The sequence below is a fragment of the Salipiger bermudensis HTCC2601 genome (assembly GCF_000153725.1).
Classification (GTDB): Bacteria; Pseudomonadota; Alphaproteobacteria; order Rhodobacterales; family Rhodobacteraceae; genus Salipiger; species Salipiger bermudensis.
The window spans coordinates 3,848,711-3,867,946 of the sequence record NZ_DS022276.1 but is presented as its reverse complement, the minus strand read 5'-3'; the positions used below and the strand labels follow the sequence as shown (position 1 = coordinate 3,867,946).

At 68.5% G+C, this 19,236-nt stretch carries 17 protein-coding genes; 7 read left to right on the top strand and 10 right to left on the bottom strand.

The features are described from left to right. Positions 1–408: 408 nt before the first annotated feature. Positions 409–1,674: an MFS transporter gene (locus tag R2601_RS18255; protein ID WP_007801014.1), complete on the top strand. Its 1,266-nt coding sequence runs from the start codon at positions 409–411 to the stop codon at positions 1,672–1,674. A 7-nt stretch (positions 1,675–1,681) separates the two neighbouring features. Here the strand turns inward: R2601_RS18255 and R2601_RS18250 are convergent, their stop codons facing one another. Continuing rightward, on the bottom strand, positions 1,682–2,698 hold the full coding sequence (locus R2601_RS18250) for a Hint domain-containing protein (protein ID WP_007801012.1): 1,017 nt from the start codon (positions 2,696–2,698) through the stop codon (positions 1,682–1,684). Positions 2,699–2,907: 209 nt separating this feature from the next. Here R2601_RS18250 and R2601_RS18245 point away from each other — a divergent pair, with 209 nt between their 5' ends. Both R2601_RS18245 and R2601_RS18240 read left to right on the top strand, forming a co-directional pair. Further along, on the top strand, positions 2,908–3,687 hold the full coding sequence (locus R2601_RS18245; RefSeq protein WP_007801011.1) for an SDR family oxidoreductase: 780 nt from the start codon (positions 2,908–2,910) through the stop codon (positions 3,685–3,687). A gap of 89 nt (positions 3,688–3,776) precedes the next feature. Continuing rightward, entirely contained in the window at positions 3,777–4,913 is a 1,137-nt protein-coding gene (locus R2601_RS18240; protein WP_007801009.1) for a YhaZ family DNA alkylation repair protein, read from the top strand. Between the two features lie 130 nt (positions 4,914–5,043). Here the strand turns inward: R2601_RS18240 and R2601_RS18235 are convergent, their stop codons facing one another. Then, a complete protein-coding gene (locus R2601_RS18235; protein ID WP_007801007.1) occupies positions 5,044–8,754 on the bottom strand; it encodes an efflux RND transporter permease subunit in 3,711 nt (1,236 codons plus the stop codon). Beyond that, positions 8,751–10,076, bottom strand: a complete 1,326-nt coding sequence (locus R2601_RS18230) for an efflux RND transporter periplasmic adaptor subunit (protein ID WP_007801005.1) — start codon at positions 10,074–10,076, stop codon at positions 8,751–8,753. The genes R2601_RS18235 and R2601_RS18230 overlap by 4 nt, the downstream gene beginning before the upstream one ends. Positions 10,077–10,336: 260 nt before the next feature. Between R2601_RS18230 and R2601_RS18225 the strand changes: the two genes are divergently transcribed. The 3 genes from R2601_RS18225 (at position 10,337) to der (ending at position 13,966) form a co-directional block, all read left to right on the top strand. After that, positions 10,337–10,993, top strand: a complete 657-nt coding sequence (locus R2601_RS18225; protein WP_007801003.1) for a tetratricopeptide repeat protein — start codon at positions 10,337–10,339, stop codon at positions 10,991–10,993. A gap of 78 nt (positions 10,994–11,071) precedes the next feature. Then, positions 11,072–12,397 (top strand): PQQ-like beta-propeller repeat protein, encoded by a 1,326-nt coding sequence (locus R2601_RS18220; RefSeq protein WP_040545501.1) that lies wholly within the window; start codon positions 11,072–11,074, stop codon positions 12,395–12,397. Positions 12,398–12,502: 105 nt separating this feature from the next. Further along, a complete protein-coding gene (der, locus tag R2601_RS18215) occupies positions 12,503–13,966 on the top strand; it encodes a ribosome biogenesis GTPase Der (protein ID WP_007800999.1) in 1,464 nt (487 codons plus the stop codon). A gap of 210 nt (positions 13,967–14,176) precedes the next feature. Here the strand turns inward: der and R2601_RS18210 are convergent, their stop codons facing one another. From R2601_RS18210 to hpt, 4 genes are all read right to left on the bottom strand, one after another. Beyond that, the gene (locus R2601_RS18210; protein WP_007800997.1) at positions 14,177–15,076 is read right to left on the bottom strand and encodes a c-type cytochrome; all 900 of its coding nucleotides are present in this window, start codon (positions 15,074–15,076) and stop codon (positions 14,177–14,179) included. 3 nt (positions 15,077–15,079) lie between these two features. Next, a complete protein-coding gene (locus tag R2601_RS18205) occupies positions 15,080–15,538 on the bottom strand; it encodes a c-type cytochrome (RefSeq protein ID WP_007800995.1) in 459 nt (152 codons plus the stop codon). Positions 15,539–15,833: 295 nt separating this feature from the next. Beyond that, positions 15,834–16,019: a hypothetical protein gene (locus R2601_RS18200; RefSeq protein ID WP_007800993.1), complete on the bottom strand. Its 186-nt coding sequence runs from the start codon at positions 16,017–16,019 to the stop codon at positions 15,834–15,836. 1 nt (position 16,020) lies between these two features. Next, positions 16,021–16,563 (bottom strand): hypoxanthine phosphoribosyltransferase, encoded by a 543-nt coding sequence (gene hpt / locus R2601_RS18195; RefSeq protein WP_007800991.1) that lies wholly within the window; start codon positions 16,561–16,563, stop codon positions 16,021–16,023. An 85-nt stretch (positions 16,564–16,648) separates the two neighbouring features. On the opposite strand from hpt, the gene R2601_RS18190 reads away from it, so the two are divergent. After that, on the top strand, positions 16,649–17,104 hold the full coding sequence (locus R2601_RS18190) for a type II toxin-antitoxin system RatA family toxin (RefSeq protein ID WP_007800989.1): 456 nt from the start codon (positions 16,649–16,651) through the stop codon (positions 17,102–17,104). 6 nt (positions 17,105–17,110) lie between these two features. Here the strand turns inward: R2601_RS18190 and R2601_RS18185 are convergent, their stop codons facing one another. The 3 genes from R2601_RS18185 to R2601_RS18175 are packed head-to-tail and all read right to left on the bottom strand — an operon-like array spanning position 17,111 to position 19,205. After that, positions 17,111–17,590, bottom strand: a complete 480-nt coding sequence (locus R2601_RS18185) for a CinA family protein (RefSeq protein WP_007800988.1) — start codon at positions 17,588–17,590, stop codon at positions 17,111–17,113. Next, positions 17,587–18,072, bottom strand: a complete 486-nt coding sequence (locus tag R2601_RS18180; protein ID WP_007800986.1) for a phosphatidylglycerophosphatase A family protein — start codon at positions 18,070–18,072, stop codon at positions 17,587–17,589. The genes R2601_RS18185 and R2601_RS18180 overlap by 4 nt, the downstream gene beginning before the upstream one ends. Further along, positions 18,069–19,205: a bifunctional 2-C-methyl-D-erythritol 4-phosphate cytidylyltransferase/2-C-methyl-D-erythritol 2,4-cyclodiphosphate synthase gene (locus R2601_RS18175; protein ID WP_007800984.1), complete on the bottom strand. Its 1,137-nt coding sequence runs from the start codon at positions 19,203–19,205 to the stop codon at positions 18,069–18,071. Before R2601_RS18175 ends, R2601_RS18180 begins: the two co-directional genes overlap by 4 nt. Between the last annotated feature and the right edge of the window lie 31 nt (positions 19,206–19,236).

The window sequence follows — 19,236 nt, the reverse complement described above, 5'->3', positions numbered from 1 at the left end:
CGGGGTCGGCGGCCCGAGCAAAGATCAGGCCTGACACCCGGCCGCGAAGGACGGCCTGCCTCCGGCGGGAGTATTTTTGACGAAGAGAAGCCAGGGGCGCAGCGCTTCTGGCTTCTTTGGTTCAAAAATACCTCGGGGGTGAATTGGCGCACAGCGCCAAGAGGGGGCAGCGCCCCCCTCCCTCCGATTAAAGGCGCAGCTCGGCTGCGACAGGCGGCAGCGACCCGTGGAGCACTGCGCGTCTTCCGGTCGCGCCATGCGTCGAGAGGCATCGAGGCTGCCACGCCGGCGCTGATTTCTTCACCAATGTCGCGAAGGACGCGTCCCGTGACGCAGCGATGCTCGCGGATCGCGCCGGCCTGTTGCATGGATCGGGGAATTCCCGGCCGGCGATACGAGGGGCCCCGCATGATTTCCGTTCTCGGCAGCGTCTGGGCGCTGCTTCTTGGCACGCTTCTGATCATGCTCGGCAACGGCATGCAGTTCACGCTCATCGGTCTGCGCGGCGATATCGAGGGCTTCTCCGCCGGCGCGCTGGCTGTCATCACCTCGGGCTACTACATCGGTTTCTTGTCCGGGGCCCGCGTGACCCCGATCCTGATTCGCCGCGTCGGCCATGTGCGGGTCTTCGCCGCGCTCGGCAGCTTCATGTCCGCCGGGCTCATCGCGTTCCCGCTGATCACCGAAACCTGGGCCTGGACCCCGCTGCGCCTGATCCTCGGCTTCTGCATGTCCGGCGTCTATGTCGCTGCCGAAAGCTGGCTCAACCACGCCGCCACCAACGACACCCGCGGCAAGATCCTCTCGGCTTACATGATCGCCCAGACCCTGGGCGTGATCGGCGCGCAATGGCTGCTGACCTTCGGAGACGCCGCCACATCGGTGCTGTTCATCGTCGCCTCGATCCTCGTGTCGCTGTCCTTCGGGCCGATCCTGCTCTCGGCCACGCCGACCCCCGCGGTCAGCGTGGCGCGGCCGATGTCGCTGCGCCAGCTGTTCGGGATCGCGCCGCTGGCGACCGTGGGCACGTTCTTTCTCGGCAGCATCTACGCCACGCAATCGGGCATGGGCGCGGTGTTTGGCACGCAGATCGGCCTCCCGACGCCGCAGATCGCGTTCTTCGTCGCCATGCTTTTCGCCGGCGCCCTGTTCCTGCAATACCCGATCGGCTGGCTGTCCGACGTGCTCGACCGCCGCAAGCTGATCTTTGCCGCCGCCGCGATGGGCGCGGGCGCCTGCGCCCTCGGGCTGATGACCGATGGGCGCTCCGAGATGCTCTTCGTGGCCGCCTTCCTCGCCGGGGGCGTGACCACGCCGCTCTATTCGCTGTTTCTCGCCTACGCCAATGACGATCTGCCCGCCGATGACATGCCCGCCGCATCCGGGGGCCTTGTCTTCATCTTCGGCCTTGGCGCGATCGCCGGCCCGCTGCTGAGCGGCTGGGCGATGCAGTCGCTGGGGCCGCATGGCTTCTGGCTGGTGCTGACGCTGACCTTTGCCGGGATCGCGCTCTACGCGCTTTACCGCATGACGCAGCGCCCGGCGATCCAGGTCGAGGATACCGACAGCTACCTCACCGTCCTGCCGACCACCTCTCCGGTGGCGGTCGAGGTCGCGACGAGCTGGGCGGTCGAACAGGCGGAAGCATCACAGGATGATCCGCCCGCCGAGTGACGCCGGCTCAGCCGCTCGAGGACTTGCGCAGCAGCTCCGCCAGGTCCGGCCGGTCGAGCAACGCCTCCTGCACCTCGAGCGCGCGGTGATCGCTGCGGCTGTGTCCTGGTAGAAGCTCCGAGAGCCGCTGGTGCAGCTCGTCGGGCAGAGCGGCATGGGTGCGGGTGTCGATCAGCATCGATTCCGCCGCGATGCCCTCGGCATAGATGATCTGGTGATGATCGAAGAGCATCTGGTAATAGTCCACGAAGCCGCCCTGCATTCGGCGGATGCTGTCGCCGTTGACCAGGTGACGCGCCTTGACGAGCAACTCCGAGCGCCCGACGCCGATCTGGTCGCGACGCTGGTAGATGAACAGGCGGTGATCCGGGCTCACCAGCAGGTCGCCGGAATTGTTCAGCACACCCTCGCGGATCAGGATCGGGGCGAACTCGCCCACCGCGCGCACCGTGTGATGCCCCAGCCAGCGGATCTCCTGCGGGCCGTCGTCGCGGGTCAGGACCCGGTCGCCCACCGCGAGCTCTTCCACCGGGCGCTGCGCGCCGGAGGCCATGGTGATCATCGTGCCCCGGGTGAAGGAGACGCAGGCCGATTGCGCAAATTTCTGCAGTGCGCCGTCTCGGGTGATGCCCACCAGCGCAAGGTCCTGGCGGGGATCGAGCGCGGCCAGCGGCAGGAACAGGATCGCCGCCACGTCGCCGCCCGCGTCGGTCTCGACCAGCACCAGCCCCTCGGTGGTGTGGCCGTCGCCCGACATGAAGGTGAGCACGCAATCGAGATGCAGATCCGCTCCCGGCGTGCCGATCTCGCTGTCGGCCGCGATGCGGAACGGCGATTCGGAGGCCGGGTAGAGGCTCAGGCGATGCTGCGCCGCGACCGGAGACAGCCGGTAGATGTCATCCGGCACCAGTTCCTCGGCAAAGCTCAGCCCGTCGCCGAGATTCGCGCCGTTGATGACGCGGATCTGGTCCGCGCGGTAGACGGTGACGCCATGCGCGACGCGTACGCCTTCAGCCTCGGTCATGTCGGGTCGGCCCCTGCCTGTTCTGTCGTTTTCCGTGGTCTTCTGCGGTCTTCTGCGGTCCGGCCCGCCACCGGCCGGCGCACGCCGGCCGCGCCGGATGTGGATCATGCCATTGTATGCCAAACCATTGTGGCATCAAATGGGATCTCGGCCGGTCTTTTTCCCGGCCCGCCCGGGCGCGACCCGGGCCACAGAAGGAGACTGACGACATGGATCTTGGAATTTCCGGCAAGCGCGCGCTGGTCTGCGCCTCCTCGAAGGGGTTGGGGCGCGGCTGTGCCGAGGCGCTGGCCGAGGCCGGCTGCACGCTGGTGATGAACGCCCGCAGCGCTGGTCCGCTCGAGCAGGCCTCGGGCGAGATCAGCGAGGCCTACGGCGTCGAGGTCACCGCCATCGCAGGCGACATCACCGATCCCGAGGGCCGCGCCGAGGTGCTGGACGCCGCGGGTCCCTGCGACATCCTGGTGACCAATGCGGGCGGCCCGCCCCCGGGCTACTGGACCGACTGGGACCGTGGCGATTTCATCGATGCGCTCGACGGCTCGATGCTGTCGCCGATCGCGCTGATGCAGGCGCTGGTGCCCGGCATGATGGAGCGCGGCTGGGGCCGGGTGGTCAACATCACCTCGCGTTCGGTCAAGGCGCCGCTGCTGCCGCTGGGCCTGTCGAACGCCGCCCGCTCCGGGCTCACCGGCTTCGTTGCAGGCACCTCCCGCCAGATCGCCGACAAGGGCGTCACCATCAACAACCTGCTGCCCGGCGTGCACGACACCGCCCGCATCGACCAGATGGACGACGTCATGGCCGCTCAGAAGGGCATCAGCCGCGACGAGGCCCGCAAGATCCGCGCCGCCGGCATCCCCGCCGGCCGCTACGGCGATCCGGCCGAGTTCGGCAAGATGTGCGCCTTCCTGTGCTCCACCCATGCCGGCTACATCGTCGGCCAGAACATCGTGCTCGACGGGGGCGAGACCTTTGCCACCATCTGAGATGCCCACAGCTTCTTCTGGCCGGAAATATCCCGGGGGAGTCGCCCGGAACGGGCGGCGGGGGCAGCGCCCCCAAACCCGCGACGCCCATGGCCCGCGGTCCTGACGGCAAGGGCGGCGGCGCGGGGTTCTCCCTCGCCGACCAGCTCTTCAACGCCGACAGCGCCGCGGCACTGGCGCAGGAATTCTCCGTGCTGCCCGGCTTCGAGGCTGGGCGCTTCCTCGATCAGGTCCTGCCGCGCTTTGAGGGGCTCGGTGTGCATGCAAGGCTCGAGGTTCTCGCGGATGGGCTGGAGGCGAAACTCCCCAACGATTTCAATGCCATGGCTGAATCTCTTGAGGCATCGCTTCCAGAGCCGCTCGACCCTGCGCGCAAGGATGACGACTTCGGTCGCTTCATTCACGCGGTGCATGGCGTGCTCGCAGCGAGGCACGGGATCGACCATCCAGAGCGCGCGCTTGATTTGATCCACGCCGCGACCCAGCGCTTCTCGATGGAATACGCCATCCGGCCGTTCCTCAACCGCTGGCCCGATCTGGTGCTCGCGCGGATGCAGGGCTGGGCCCGTGATCCGCATTACCACGTGCGCCGGCTGGTCTCCGAGGGCACGCGGCCCAAGCTGCCTTGGGGCATCGGCATCACGCTTGATCCGCGCGCACCGCTTCCGCTGCTCGACGTGCTACATGCCGACGACACCCGCTTCGTGACGCGCTCGGTGGCCAATCATCTCAACGATCTGAGCAAGACCCATCCCGACGCGGTGCTCGACCGGCTGGCCGCGTGGCGGTCGAGCCAGGCGCAAACCCCGCGCGAGCGCGACTGGATCACACGACACGCCCTGCGCACCGCGGTCAAGCGCGGCGAGCCCGGGGCGCTTGGGCTGCTGGGCTACCGGCCGGACCTGCCGGTCACCGCGCGGCTCGACATCCAGCCCGAGCTGCGGATCGGCGAGGTTCTGACCATCGCCGCCAGCCTCGAGAGCCCGGAGGCCGGGCCGGTGCTGGTCGACTACCGGCTGCGCTTTGCGCGGCCCACGGGCAGCGCCGAGAAGGTCTTCAAGCTGAAGGCCGCCGAACTCGCCCCGGGCAAGCCCCTGACACTCACCAAGCGCCACCGGATGAAGGGCGATGCCACCACCTTTCGGCTGCACCCGGGGGTGCACGCGGTGATCCTGCAGGTCAACGGACGAGACGTCGCCGAGGCGGAATTTACCTTGCTCGCGTGATGGTCTCGCGGCAACGCATTTCGGGCCGTGAGACCCGCGCAGGGGGGCGCCGATCAGGCTGGCGTTGGTCGAAGAAATGCGCGGCGACGGTGCAGGCCCGGCGAGGGGTCGCCGAGATTCGCCGCCAGTCTCACTCCGCCGCCTTCAGAGCGTCCTCGCCGCCGGTCGCGTCGGGCGTGCGTGAGGGGCGGGACGGGAAGGGCGGCACCTCTTCCCAGAGGATGGTCGGCGCCTTCACCCGCCGCGCCGCACGCGCCAGCGCCCAGTCCTGCGCCGCGCGGCTGCCGCGGCCCAGCGACAGCGCCGCCAAGGCCCGGGCGATCCAGCCGAGATAGGTGTTGAACCAGACCCGTAGCGCCAGCATCGCCGGCGTGAAGACCAGAGTCAGCACCGTGGCGATGGCGAGGCCGAAGACCACCGCCGTGGCCAGCGGCTTCCACCACAGCGAGGTCGGGCTGTCGATGGCATAGCCGCCGCCGAAGAAATCGAGGCTGAGGCCGATCATCATCGGGAACAGCCCGGCGATGGTGGTGATGGTGGTGAGCAGGACGGGGCGGATGCGGTCTTCGGCGGTGCGGATGATCGCCTCGATCCGCGGCATGTAGCGCGAATACTCCTGAAAGGTGTCGATCAGCACGATGTTGTTGTTCACCACGATCCCGGCGAGCGCCACCACGCCGGTGCCGGTCATGATGATCGAGAAGGTCTGGTCCATCACGATCATCCCGAGGAACACGCCGGCGGTCGAGAGCACAACCGCCAGCAGCACCAGCACCGCGTTGTAGAAGCTGTTGAACTGCGCCAGCAGGATGATGAACATCAGCGCCAGCGCCGCCGAGAAGGCCTGGCTGAGGAAGGCCTGGCTGTCGGCCTCCTCCTCCTGGTCCCCGGTCCATTCCCAGCTCACCCCCTGCGGGAGCGGGTCGGTCTCGAGCCACGCGGTCAGCGCCGCGATGCGCTCGTTGGCATTAACCGGCACCAGCTGCAACGCGCCGTTTTCGGCCAGAGCCGCCGGGTCGGCATCTCCCTCGACCTGCGTCAGATCATAGGCGTTGCCGCGCAGGCTGAGGTCTCCGGGGCCGGACGCGGCCTCTGTCCCGTAGCCGACGGTCGCGCCGTCGCTCACGAATTTCACCAGCCCCTCGCGCACCCCGGCCTTGATGTCGAAATGGCGCTTCTGGTCGACGCGGTTGATCTCGGCGAGTTTCTCCACCGGCTGGCGGGTGATGAAATTCGACAGCGGCACCAGCCCGTCCTGCGTGCGCACCTTGAGGCTGTCCAGCGTCGAGAGCACCCGATCCGCCTCGGGCAGGCGCACGCGGATGTCGATCTCCTCGTCCGAGCTGTCGACCCGCATGGTGTCGAGCGTCAGCCCACGGGTGACGAGCTGCACCATGGCGCCCACCGTGGCCACGTCGGCGCCGTAGCGGCCGGCCTTCTCGACATCGACATCGATCTGCCAGTCGATGCCGGGCAGGGGGCGGGTGTCCTCGATCTGGCGCAGCCCGGCCATGGCGTCGAACTGCGCGCGCGCGGCCCCCGTGGCGGCGAGCAGAGCGTCCCAATCGTCGGATTTCAGCCGCAGGTGCACCGGCTTGGCCGAGGCCGGCCCCATGGCAAGGTCGAGGATCTCGATCTGGATGCCGGGCAAGGCCCGCATCGCCTGGGTCAGCTCGGCCAGCACCAGATCGCCGTCGAGTTCGGGCCGGTCGCGGCGGTTCTCCCACGGCACGATCTCGAGCTGGATCTGCCCGATCGTGTCCTTGGGTGGCTCGGCCCCGCCGGTGTTGGAGCTGAGCCCGCCATCGCCGGAGAAGGCGAAGGCGGTCTCGATGCCGGGATGGGCCAGCACGATTTGCTCGGCGCGTCGGACGAGCGCATCCTTCTCGGCCAGCGAGAGGTTGCCGCGGGCGCGGACGTAGACGATGGCCTGCTCGGGCTCGCTCTCGGTGAAGAACTGGGTGCCGTTGTTGTTCTCGCCGTAATAGCCGAAGACCGAGATCACGAAGAACACCACCGCGCCGATGGTCACCACCGGCATCACCGGGTTGGCGGTGATCAGCTGGATCAGCCAGCCGAAAGGCGTGCGGCGGTACTGCGCCTTGATGCGCTTGCGCCGGTGCTCGATGCGCGCGGCATCCAGCGTGATCGATGCCATCACCGCGAAGGCGAGGAAGACCGCGACGCCCGGCAGGCGCGCGCCGTAGCCGGTGAAGGGCGAATGGAACAGGAAGTCCGGGTTCAGCACCATCATGGCGCCCACGAACATGCCCAGCAGCGCCATCGGCACCAGTGCCGCGCGCGCCCACCAGTTCGGCAGGCGGCGGCGCAGCCGCGCGCCCTTGCGGTGCAGCCCGCGCGAGAATCGCCCCGAGACGCCGCCCATCACCGGCAGGTAGATCAGCGCCACCACCAGCGAGGCCGAGAGCACGAAGATCAGCGTCACCGGCAGCATGCCCATGAACTGACCCGCCACGCCGGGCCAGAACAGCATCGGCAGGAAGGCGCAGAGCGTGGTCGCGGTCGAGCTCACCACCGGCCAGAACATGCGCTTGGCTGCCTCGACATAGGCGTGCATCGGCCCGGTTCCCTGCGCGATGCGCTTGTCGGCGTACTCGACGACGACGATGGCGCCGTCGACCAGCATCCCCACCGCGAGGATCAGCCCGAACATGACGATGTTCGACACCGTGATGCCCATGCCGAGCAGCAGCAGGAAGCAGAGCAGGAAGCTCGTCGGGATCGCAAAGCCCACCAGCAGCGCCGCGCGGGTGCCGAGCGCCGCCAGCACCACGATCATCACCAGCGCGATCGCGGTCAGCACCGAGCCCTCGAGCTGCTTGACCATGCTGTCGACGATGCGGCTCTGGTCATTGCTGGCCGAGACCGTGACCGCGGCGCGCAGCTCGGGCGGCCAGTCGGCCTCGGCCTGTGCCACGACGGCGCGCACCTCGGTCGCCGTGTCGATCAGGTTGAACCCCTTGCGCTTGACCACCTGCAGCGCCACCGTGCTGTCGCCGTTGAAGCGCGCGGTGCCTTCGCGATCCTCGAAGGTCAGGCTGATGGTGGCCAGCTCGCCCAGCGTCACCACCCGGTCGCCATTGACCTTCACCGGCAGGTCGTAGATGTCGCGCGGCTCGTCGAAGCTCGAGGGGATCTTGACCGAGAAGGCGCCGGTCTCGGTCTCGACCTCGCCTGCGGCGACCAGCAGGTTGTTGTTCTGCACCACGTTGATCAGCTCGCTGGCGGTGACGTTGTAGCTCTCGAGCCGCAGCGGGTCGATGATCACCTCGACCATCTCGTCGCGATTGCCGGCGATGCCCGCCTCGAGCACCGAGTCGAGCGCCTCGACCCGGTCCTGCAGGTCCTTGACCACCTGCGCCATGGTGCGCTCGGGCACCGGGCCGGTGAGCGAGATGATCAGGATGGGGAATTCCGAGAAGTTGATCTCGTTGATCGAGTAGCTCTCGGCACCATCGGGAAAGCTGCCCTCGGCGGTGTTCATGGCGTCGCGCACGTCGGCCATGGTCTCGGACTTGTTCCAGCCGAACTCGAACTCGAGCGCCACGCCGGCATAGCCCTCGGAGGCCACGCCCGAGAGCGTCTTGAGCCCGTCGAGATCGGCCAGCTCGGTCTCCATCGGCTTGACCAGAAGCTTCTCGGCATCCTCGGCCGAGATGCCGGGGAAGGGGACCGAGATGAACAGCGCCGGGATCTCGATATCCGGCTCGCCCTCCTTGGGCAGCGTGGCGTAGGCATAGGCGCCGGCGACCAGCGACAGGAAGATGAAGGCCATCACCATGCGGGCGCGCTCGGCGGCCCAGTCGACGAGGCCGGTCACTGCACGACCTCCTCGAAGCTGGGCCGGACAGGCACGCCGTCGGTGACGTATTCCTGGCCCACGGTGATCACGTCGACGCGCTCGGGCAGGCCCGAGACCCAGATGCCGCTGCGGGTGTCGCGCAGCACGCTCACCGGCAGGAACTGCGCCGCGCCGTCGGCGGCGACCGAGCGAATGCCGAGCCTGCCGTCATCGTCGAGGGTGAGCGCCGATTGCGGCAGCAGATGCGCCATGGCGCCGTCGGCTTCGATGGCGATCTCGGCGGTCTGGCCGGCGCGGATCGCCAGATCCGGGTTTGGCAGGGTGATGTCGACGCGGAAGGTGCGGGTGGTCTCGTCGGCACGGCGGGCGATGAAGGTGACCTTGCCCATCACCTGCTGCTCGCCGACCAGCCGCGCGCCGGCGTTGGCTCCGGGGATCACGCGGGAGACATCGGCCTCGGGCACGTAGCCCACCAACCGGATCGGATCGAGCTGCAGCACCGTGGCGCAGCGCGTGCCCACGGTCATCAGCGCGCCGAGCTCGGCGGTGTCGTCCTCGAGCACGCCGGCGAAGGGCGCGGTGATCGAGAGGTTCTCGACCTCGGTGCGGGCGCGGGCGACGGCGGCGCGGGCGCTTTCGATCTGGGCCTCGAGGCTGTCGATGCCGCTGTCGGCGGATTTCAGCCCGGCCTCGGCGCTGCGCACCCCGGCTTCGGCGGCGCGCTGCCCGGCGCGGGCCGAGGCCAGCGTCGTGCGCGAGGAGTAGCCGCTCTCCGACAGTTTCTCGGCGGCGGTCAGGGTGATCTGCGCCTCTTCGAGCTGGGCCTCGGCCTGCGCCAGCGCTGCCTGCGCCTCGGGCACGCGCGCTTCGACCTGCGGGCGCTGCGCCTGTGCCTCGGCAAGCGCTGCCTCGGCCTCGGCCAGCGACGCGCCGGAGGTGCCGGGATCAAGCTCGCAGAGCAACTGCCCGGCCGTGACCGCGCTGCCCTTGGGCAGGGGCTCCGAGATCACCCGGCCGGTGGCCTCGGAGAGCACGTCGACCTCGCGGAAGGCCTGACTCTGGCCACGCAGCAGCACCGCGTCGTCGATCTCCTGCGCGGTGGAGTGCCGCGCAATGACCGCGACGGCCCCGTCTTCGGAGGGCATCGATGCCGCAGCGGGATCAGTCGCGGTCACGTCCGTCGCTTGTGGGCCGTCCGCGGACGCGGGCCCGTCGGACGCGGCGGCGCTCTCCGCCGGGGCGATGTCGCGGGCAAAACCGAGCAGGCGATCGCGCTCGATCACCACGCCATAGAGCACGGCCATCACGACGAGCGCCGTCAGGATCGAAATGATACGCATGGTTCGGGGCTTCCCACTCGGCTCGGGTCTACGGGGCAAGGGATAACGCGAAACGGTGCCGCCGCAATGCGACCATTTCGATAACGGGTCTTGAATGTTCCCGGGTCTGAACTGACCCGTTCAGATTACCCGCCTTGGCCCGCCCGATCAAGCGGCGCGGGGCGATCGCCGCCGCGGTCCCGGCGGCGGATCCGGAGATGCCTTGGCAGTGCCCTCCGGGGCCTGTAAGAGGGGGCCGACAAAGACTTGTGAGGCCGCCCTTGAGCAATCCCGACAGTTTCATCGACGAAGTCACCGAAGAGGTCCGCCGCGACCGGCTCTTCGCCGCCATGAAGCGCTATGGCTGGATCGCCGTGCTGCTGGTCATCCTGCTGGTCGGCGGGGCCGCGTGGCGCGAGTACAGCAACGCCCAGAGCCGTTCGGCGGCACAGGCGCTCGGCGACGAGATCCTTGCCGCGCTCGAGGCCGACGAGGCGCAGGCCCGTGTCGCCGCTCTATCCGAGATCGATGCGCCGACGCCCGGCGCCGAGGCGCTGATCGCCATGCTGACCGCCTCCGAGGCGGCCCGCGCCGAGGACATGGAGGCCGCTGCGCTGAGCCTCGAATCCGTCGCTGCCAATGGCGAGGTGCCCGAGATCTACCGCGAGATCGCCAGCTACAAGGCGATGAGCCAGGCCGGCTCCGGCCTGTCGATCGACGAGCGCCGCGCCGGGCTCGAGTCGCTGGCCGTCCCCGGCAAGCCGCTGCGCCTGCTGGCCGAAGAGCAGCTCGCGCTGCTCGATATTGAGGCTGGTGACCGGCTCGCGGCCGAGGAGCGGCTGCGTCGCATCGTCGAGGATTCCGAGGCCACCGCCGGCTTGCGCCAGCGCGCTTCACAGATGATCATCGCCCTTGGCGGCGCACTGGATGCCAGCTAAACCGGTGCAAACACAACGGGTCTGACCGGCGCGCCGGGCAGATCGAAGCGTGACAGGCGAAAGACGGGGGCAGTGGATTTGCGCATCACCACCATCACGGCGGGGCTTCTCGGGCTGACCATGCTGTCGGCCTGCTCGGAGCCAGAGGTCATCCTTCCCGGCGAGCGCTTCGGCACCCGCGAGGTGCTTCAGAACGGCGGCCCGGCCGAGGTCACGCCGCCAAACACCTCCCGCGCGCTGTCGCTCGCGGCCAGCACCGTCAATGCCGGCTGGGCACAAAGCCCGGTCTCGCCCTTCGCGCGGGTCGACAACGCGGCGCTGAACCGCGCGCTGACCCCGGTCTTCTCGGTCGATATCGGCGCAGGCGACGGACGTCGCCAGCGCATCAACGTGGACCCGGTGGTCTCGGGCGGTCGGATCTACACGATGGATTCCGAGCATCTGGTCAGCGCCGTGAGCAGCGCCGGCCAGATTCTCTGGCAGAAAAGCATGGTCCCCGCACGCGAACGCTCCGGTCAGGCGCAGGGCGGCGGGCTCGCCGTCGCCGACGGGCGGCTCTACGTCGCCTCGGGTTATGGCCGCCTCACCGCGCTCGACGCCGCCAGCGGTGCCGAGATCTGGGAACAGCGCCTTGGCAACACCGCCACCGGCGCGCCCACGGCGGCCGGCGGGCTGGTCTACCTCACCTCCGGCGACAGCCGCGCCTGGGCGCTCGAGGCTGAGAGCGGTCGCATCCGCTGGCAGATCGACGCGCCGGAAAACACGACCAACGTGGCCGGGGCGCCTGCGCCGGCCCTGAGCGAGAAGGCGGTGATCTTCGCCTTCGGCAACGGCGCGGTGCAGTCGGCCTTCCGAGAGGGCGGCATGCGTCTGTGGAGCGCCGACGTGGTCGGCAGCCGCATCGGCTCGGCACTGGCGCAGGTCGGCGACATCACCGGCGGGCCGGTGATCGCGGGTGACCGGGTCTATGTGGGCAACCATTCGGGCCGCGTCGTGGCCTTTGGCCTCGGCAATGGCGAACGGCTCTGGACCGCGCGCATGGGCGCCCGCGGGCCGGTCTGGCCGGCTGGCGATTCGGTGTTCCTCGTCTCGGACAAGAACCAGCTCGTGCGGCTCGACGCCGCCAGCGGGGCGCAGATCTGGGCTGTCGACCTGCCGGGTTACGAGCCGGTGCGCCGGCCGCAGCGCCGCCGTGACAGCGCCTTCGCGCATTACGGCCCGGTGATGGCCGGGGGCCGGCTTGTGCTGGCCTCCTCGGACGGTCTGCTGCGCAGCTTCGACCCGGCCTCCGGCGCGCTGATCGCCGCCACCGAGGTGGCCGGCGGCGCCACCACCGCGCCGGCGATCGCCAACGGCACGCTCTACGTGGTGACCAAGAAGGGCCAGCTGGTCGGCTATCGCTGAGCTGGCAAGACGAACGTGACAGGGGCGCGCGGGGACGATCCGTCGCCCCTTTCGCCGTGCCCGCAAATGCGCTATCGGGGCGGCTTGTGATCTGGGAGTCAGGACATGACCTTCTCGCTGGCCATCGTGGGCCGCCCCAATGTGGGGAAATCGACGCTGTTCAACCGGCTGGTGGGCCGGCGCCTTGCCCTGGTCGACGACCAGCCCGGCGTGACCCGCGACCTGCGCGAGGGCGAGGGCAAGCTCGGTGACCTGCGCTTCACGGTGATCGACACCGCGGGGCTCGAGGATGCCACCGATGACAGCCTGCCGGGCCGCATGCGGCGCCTGACCGAGCGCGCGGTCGACATGGCCGATGTCTGCCTGTTCATGATCGACGCCCGCGTCGGCGTGACCCCGACCGATGAGATCTTCGCCGAGATCCTGCGCAAGCGCGCCAAGCACGTGATCCTCGGGGCCAACAAGTCCGAGGGCTCGGCGGCGGATGCCGGGGTGCTCGAGGCCTACGCGCTGGGTCTGGGCGAGCCGTTGCGGATCTCTGCCGAGCATGGCGAGGGCATGCCCGACCTCTACGGCGCGCTGCAGCCGCTGGCCGACGGCTTTGCCGAGCGCGCCGCCGAGGAGGCGCCCGAAACGGATGTGAGCGTCGACGAGGAGGTCTCGGAGGAGGCCGACGAGTCGCTGCCGGAGATCACCGCGACGAAGCCGCTGCAGATCGCCGTGGTGGGCCGTCCAAACGCCGGCAAGTCGACGCTGGTCAACAAGATCATCGGCGAGGAGCGTCTCCTGACCGGTCCCGAGGCCGGCATCACCCGCGACGCCATCTCGGTGCGCACCGAGTGGGGCGGGGTGCCGATGCGGATCTTCGACACCGCCGGCATGCGCAAGAAGGCGCGGGTGCAGGAGAAGCTCGAGAAGCTGTCGGTCTCCGACGGCCTTCGCGCGGTCAAGTTCGCCGAAGTCGTGGTGGTGCTGCTCGACGCGGCGATCCCCTTCGAGCAGCAGGACCTGCGCATCGCCGATCTTGCCGAGCGCGAGGGCCGCGCGGTGGTGATCGCGGTGAACAAGTGGGACATCGAGGACGAGAAGCAGGAGAAGCTGCGCGACCTCAAGGAATCCTTCGAGCGGCTGCTGCCGCAGCTGCGCGGCGCGCCGCTGGTCACCGTCTCGGCCAAGACCGGGCGCGGGCTCGACCGGCTGCAGGCGGCGATCATGAAGGCGTGGGAGGTGTGGAACCGTCGCATCTCCACAGGCCAACTCAACCGCTGGCTCGAGGGCATGGTGTCGAGCCACCCGCCGCCCGCGCCTCAGGGCCGCCGCATCAAGCTGCGCTACATGACCCAGGCCAAGACCCGGCCGCCGGGCTTCGTGGTGATGTGCTCGCGCCCGCAGGACATGCCCGACAGCTACACGCGCTACCTCGTGAACGGCCTGCGCGAGAGCTTCGACATGCCCGGCACGCCGATCCGGCTCTACATGCGCGGGCAGGGCGACAAGAACCCCTACAAGGGCCGTCGCGAGAAGAACGCCGGCGCCCTGAAGAAACACCTCGGCAAGAAGAAAGGCTGACACCAAGCGGTGCCGCTGCGCGGCGCTGTTTTGTTGGTGCAGGGGGCGCTGCCCCCTCTTGGCGCTGTGCGCCAATTCACCCCCGAGGTATTTTTGAACCAAAGAAGCCAGGAGCGCTGCGCCCCTGGCTTCTCTTCGTCAAAAATACTCCCGCCGGAGGCAGGCCGGTGCGTGCGGCCGGGAGGTGGTTTCAGGGCTGGTGTGCCGCGCTCAGTCCATCGCCCCGCCGGCCGGCAGGGCCTTGAGATAGGCCGCGACGGCCTCGCGGTCGGCCGGGTCCAGCTTCGCAAAGTTCTCCACCACCGCCACCATGTGGCCGCCGGCACTGTCGTAGTCCGGGGTGAAGCCGCTTTCGAGGTAATAGGCGATGGAGCCCGCGTCCCAGTCGAGCCGGTCTGGCGTCAGGCCCGGGATCGAGCCCCTGCCATTGGGGTTCGGCGCGCCGGTGAGCCAGGCGGAGGTGTCGAGCCCGCCGAGCCCGTCGCGGGGCGTGTGGCACTCGCCGCAATGGGCCAGCGCCTCGACGAGATAGCGGCCGCGCTCTAGCTGCGCGTCGGGCACATCGCTCATCACCCAGTCGTCGCTCATGTAGAGCAGCTTCCACGCGCCCACGCCGCGGCGGATGTTGAAGGGGAAGCCGACCTCGTGGGGCGGGCTCGGCGTTTCGGAGGCAGGCAGTGTCAGCAGGTAGGCCCAGAGATCCACCACATCCTTGTCGCGCATGTGGGCGTAGGCGGTGTAGGGGAAGGCCGGGTAGAGATGCTGGCCCGAGGGCGAGACGCCGCGCATCACGGCGTTGGCAAAGTCCGCAAGGCCCCAGTCGCCGATGCCGTTCTCGGGATCTGGCGAGATGTTGGGGGCCACGAAGGTGCCGTAGTCGGAGGCGAAGCGCTGTCCGCCGGACAGCACCAGCTTGTCCTCGCCCGACGCGTCGGGCGCATGGTGACAGGAGGCGCAGCCGGCGGCGGTGAAGACCCGCTCGCCCGCTGCGGGGTCTCCGGTCATGCCGGTGAAGCGCGCCTCGGGCAGCCGCTTTGGCGCGGTCAGCACCCATCCGGCCCCGGCGGCGGCGATCGCCGCCAGGACCACGATCCCGATCGCCTTGCGCATGGATCAGTTCCGCGGCGCGCGGTAGCTGTCGTGGCAGGCCTTGCAGGCGCCGCCAAGAGCGCCCATCGCAGGCCCGATCGCCTCGGCGCCGCCGGCGGCCGCCGTCTGCATGGCGGTGGCGGCCTCGCCGAGCGCCGACCATTTGGAGCCGAAATCTTCCCAGTCGTCCCAGATCTCGGCCTTGGCGCGGGTGCCATCCATGTCCATCTCGGACGAGCCCTCGGGCCACAGCGGCCCCTGGTGGATCATCGAGACAGCGACCAGCGAGTCGGCGGCTGCCTGCGCCGCCTCGGCATCGTACTCGGTCTTGCCCTGGGCCATGTCGCCCAATGTGCCGAGGTTGATCGCGAGGATGCGGAACTGGCCCTGGCGGGCTTTCAGCTGGCCGGAGTAATCCTGTGCGATCGCGGCGCCCGAAAGGCCAAGCGATAGGGCGGTGACGGCGGTCAGAAGGCGGGTCATCGAAAACTCCCTGTGGGTGATGTAATTTCTACCTATGGGTGCCATGAGAACTAGACCGGCAACCCGGCCTTGGCAAACCTAGCCTTGTCGCTCGACAGTGCTGTGACAACCGGAGAGTTTGCGAATCGATCGCGATACTCTGCGCGAGGACAAACTCGTGATCGGCATGTCCGTTCTGGAATTACATTTTAAATCAGATTGCTAAGTGCGGTTATTCATGTCGTCTATGAGCCGTCAGGAACCCCGTCCTGACCGTGCCTGACATGTCGCTCGCCAAACCGTGATCGGCCTTGGCTCAGGGGCTCACCCGCATCGGCGCGCGCAGGCGCTCTGCGGTCAGCGCGTCGGGCCAGCCGATCCAGCGCTCGACCGCGTAGAGCGCGAGGCACAGGGCCACCACCGCCAGAACCAGCCTGACGCGGTCCGACGATGGCGGGTTCCGGACCCATCGCGCCATCCGCAGCAGCCAGTGAGGGTTCATCCTACGCCTCCGGGAAACGCACCTTGCCGATGAACGGCAGGTTCCTGTTCCTCTGCGCGAAGTCGATGCCGTAACCCACGACAAACTCGTCGGGAATCTCGAATCCCGTCCAGTCCGCCTTGAGCGCGACCTCGCGTCGCGCGGGCTTGTCGAGCAGAGCGATGGTGCGCAGCTTGCGCGGCTCGCGCGAACTCAGCAGCTTCAGAACGTGGTGCAGGGTGAAGCCGGTATCCACGATGTCCTCGACCACCAGCACGTCGCGTCCCTCGATCGGTGAGCGCAGATCCTTGAGGATGCGCACCTCGCGGCTCGACTGCATGGCGTCGCCATAGGAGGAGGCCTCGAGGAAATCGACTTCGACCGGCAGGTCGAGCTCGCGCACCAGATCGGCGATGAACACGAAGCTGCCGCGCAGAAGGCCCACCACCACCAGCTTCTCGGTGTCGGCATATTCGCGCCCGATCTCGCGCGCGAGGTCTTCGATGCGCGCGGCGATGGTCTTGGCCGAGATCATCTCGTCTACGACATATGGCCGCTCTGTCATGGCATTCCCCTTGCAAAGACGGCCACAGCATATGAAGAAACCCCCGACCATTGTCACGCGATAAAGGGGCGCTAGAAAGACCGTCATGCCGACCCACTCCGAGACCAAGCACCTGCCTTACAGCGCCCAACAGATGTATGATCTGGTGGCCGATGTCGGTAGCTATCCCGAGTTCCTGCCGTGGACCGCCGCGGCGCGCATCCGTTCGACCGAGGACAAGGGGGATCACACCGTGATGCTTGCGGACCTCGTGATCTCGTTCAAGGTCTTCCGCGAGCGCTTCGGCAGCCGCGTGACGCTGTATCCCGAGCCCAAGAAGATCGACACGGAATACCTCGACGGCCCGTTCAAGCACATGATTTCCAAGTGGCATTTCGAGGACAAGCCGGAGGGCGGCGTCGATGTGCACTTCTTCGTCGATTTCGAGTTCAAGAACCGCATCCTGCAGGGGGCCGCGGGGATGTTCTTTTACGAGGCGATGCAGCGCATCGTGCGCGCCTTCGAGCGCCGCGCGGCAGAGCTTTACGGCCCGCAGGGCTGAGGCGGGTCAGTCCTCGCTCAGCGCGTCCTGCAGCAGCTCGAGCGCGTGATGGGTGGCCGCCTCGCGCACATTTCCGCGCCCGAGTGCGCCGAACTCGACTGTTTCGCTGATCGTGTCGGTGGCGCTGGCCAGAGCGAAGCAGACCATGCCCTCGGGTTTGAGCTCCGATCCGCCGGGGCCCGCAACGCCCGAGATCGCCACGGCGAAATCCGCCTCGGCGGCCACGCGGGCGCCCTCGGCCATCTCGCGCACGACTTGCTCGGATACCGCGCCATGCAGCGAGAGCGTCTCGCCCCGCACGCCAAGCAGATCCTGCTTGGCGGCGTTGGAGTACGTGACGAAGCCGCGGTGGAAGATGTCGGAAGAGCCTGCCACGTCGGTGATCGCCGCCGAGACCTTGCCGCCGGTGCAGCTTTCGGCGGTGGTGATCGTGGCGCCGCGTTCGCGGGCCAGCATCAGGATGTCTCGGGCAAGAACTTCGGTCACATCAGCACTCCATGGGCAAGCGCGGCAAGCGCGATGCTGACGATAGCAGAAAATACGCCGGCGATCACGTCATCGAGCATGACGCCCATCGCGTCGCCCCGACGGTCGGCCTTGCCGACCAGCCACGGCTTCCAGATGTCGAACAGGCGGAAGAACACGAAGGCCGAGACCCAGCCCGGCCAGAGCCGCCAGATGTCGACCGACATCATCATCGCGCCGTAGCCCACCGGGAACAGCGCGATCCACTGGCCGACCACCTCGTCGATGACGATCCAGGAGGGATCGTGGTCGGTGGCGTTGCTGGTCATCCGTTCGGTCGCGACGAGGCCCAGAACGAAGGCTGCGACGGTGGCGGCGGCGAGCAGCCAGAAGCCGCCGGCGAGCAACAGCGCGTAGGCCACGGGCAGGGCGGCGAGCGAGCCCCAGGTGCCGGGGGCGGGCTTCAGGAAGCCGACGTAGAAGAAGGAGGCAATGGCTTTCATGATTTCACCAGCGTGGCAGTTGCAATGGCGGCGATGCCCTCTTCGCGACCGGTGAAGCCCAGCCGTTCCGAGGTGGTGGCCTTGATCGAGACCCGGTCGGCCTCCATGCCCATGATGCGGCACATCTCGGCGATCATGGCGGGGGCGTGGGGGCCGATCTTGGGGCGCTCGCAAATCAGTGTGAGGTCGATATTGGAGATGGTGAATCCCTTGAAGCCGGCCAGATCGACCGCGTGGCGCAGGAAGATCTCGCTCGCGGCGCCTTTCCACTGCGGATCGCTCGGCGGGAAGTGACGACCGATATCGCCCTCGGCCATGGCACCGTAGAGCGCGTCGGTGACCGCGTGCATGCCGACATCGGCGTCGGAATGGCCCTGCAGGCTGCGCCCGTGCGGCACCTTGATGCCGCAGAGCACCACGTGGTCGCCCTCGCCGAAGCGGTGCACGTCATAGCCGTTGCCCAGTCGGATATCCATTCTCTCGGTCTCCTTCAGCAGTGCCTCGGCGCGGGCAAAATCGTCCGGGCCGGTGATCTTGAGATTGCGTTCCTCGCCCGGAACGATGGCGACGTCCAGACCGGCGGCGCGTGCCACCTCGACATCGTCGGCGGCGCCGCCGGGATGCGCCGCGTGGGCCTGCACGATGGCGTCATAGCGGAAGCCCTGAGGCGTCTGGGCGCGGTAGAGCCCGTTCCGGTCGCGGGTCCCGGTGACGCGGATCCCGTCGCCGGTCCAGAGCGCGTCGGTCACCGCAAGCGCCGGTGCCGCACCCGGCGTGGTGGCGAGCGCGGCAATCACCGCCTCTATCAATTTCCGGGAGGCGCAGGGCCGTGCCACGTCGTGGATCAGCACCCGCTCTGGTGGATCACCGGCAAGCGCCTCCAGCCCGGCACGGACCGAGCCGGCTCGGTCCGCGGCGCCATGCACAAGCGTGACGGGAAAACCCTCGCAAAGCGCCTCGGCGCGGGGCCGGTCATCGGGGTGAATCACCAGCACGAGGCGGGGCAGGTGGGCGAAGGCGCGCAGGGTCCAGAGCGCCACCGGCGCACCGGCGATCTCGCGCCATTGCTTGGGCAGCGCGCCCCCGGCGCGGGTGCCGCGCCCGGCGGCGACGATGATGGCGGCGGTGGTCATATCAGGCGTCCTTCCCGCCGCCTTCTCTAGG

Excerpts from the sequence above, each read along its gene's own strand:
- R2601_RS18255 (WP_007801014.1), top strand. The coding sequence starts at position 409 with ATGATTTCCGTTCTCGGCAGCGTCTGGGCGCTGCTTCTTGGCACGCTT.
- R2601_RS18250 (WP_007801012.1), bottom strand. The coding sequence starts at position 2,698 with ATGACCGAGGCTGAAGGCGTACGCGTCGCGCATGGCGTCACCGTCTAC.
- R2601_RS18245 (WP_007801011.1), top strand. The coding sequence starts at position 2,908 with ATGGATCTTGGAATTTCCGGCAAGCGCGCGCTGGTCTGCGCCTCCTCG.
- R2601_RS18240 (WP_007801009.1), top strand. The coding sequence starts at position 3,777 with ATGGCCCGCGGTCCTGACGGCAAGGGCGGCGGCGCGGGGTTCTCCCTC.
- R2601_RS18230 (WP_007801005.1), bottom strand. The coding sequence starts at position 10,076 with ATGCGTATCATTTCGATCCTGACGGCGCTCGTCGTGATGGCCGTGCTC.
- der (WP_007800999.1), top strand. The coding sequence starts at position 12,503 with ATGACCTTCTCGCTGGCCATCGTGGGCCGCCCCAATGTGGGGAAATCG.
- R2601_RS18210 (WP_007800997.1), bottom strand. The coding sequence starts at position 15,076 with ATGCGCAAGGCGATCGGGATCGTGGTCCTGGCGGCGATCGCCGCCGCC.
- R2601_RS18205 (WP_007800995.1), bottom strand. The coding sequence starts at position 15,538 with ATGACCCGCCTTCTGACCGCCGTCACCGCCCTATCGCTTGGCCTTTCG.
- R2601_RS18200 (WP_007800993.1), bottom strand. The coding sequence starts at position 16,019 with ATGAACCCTCACTGGCTGCTGCGGATGGCGCGATGGGTCCGGAACCCG.
- hpt (WP_007800991.1), bottom strand. The coding sequence starts at position 16,563 with ATGACAGAGCGGCCATATGTCGTAGACGAGATGATCTCGGCCAAGACC.
- R2601_RS18190 (WP_007800989.1), top strand. The coding sequence starts at position 16,649 with ATGCCGACCCACTCCGAGACCAAGCACCTGCCTTACAGCGCCCAACAG.
- R2601_RS18180 (WP_007800986.1), bottom strand. The coding sequence starts at position 18,072 with ATGAAAGCCATTGCCTCCTTCTTCTACGTCGGCTTCCTGAAGCCCGCC.
- R2601_RS18175 (WP_007800984.1), bottom strand. The coding sequence starts at position 19,205 with ATGACCACCGCCGCCATCATCGTCGCCGCCGGGCGCGGCACCCGCGCC.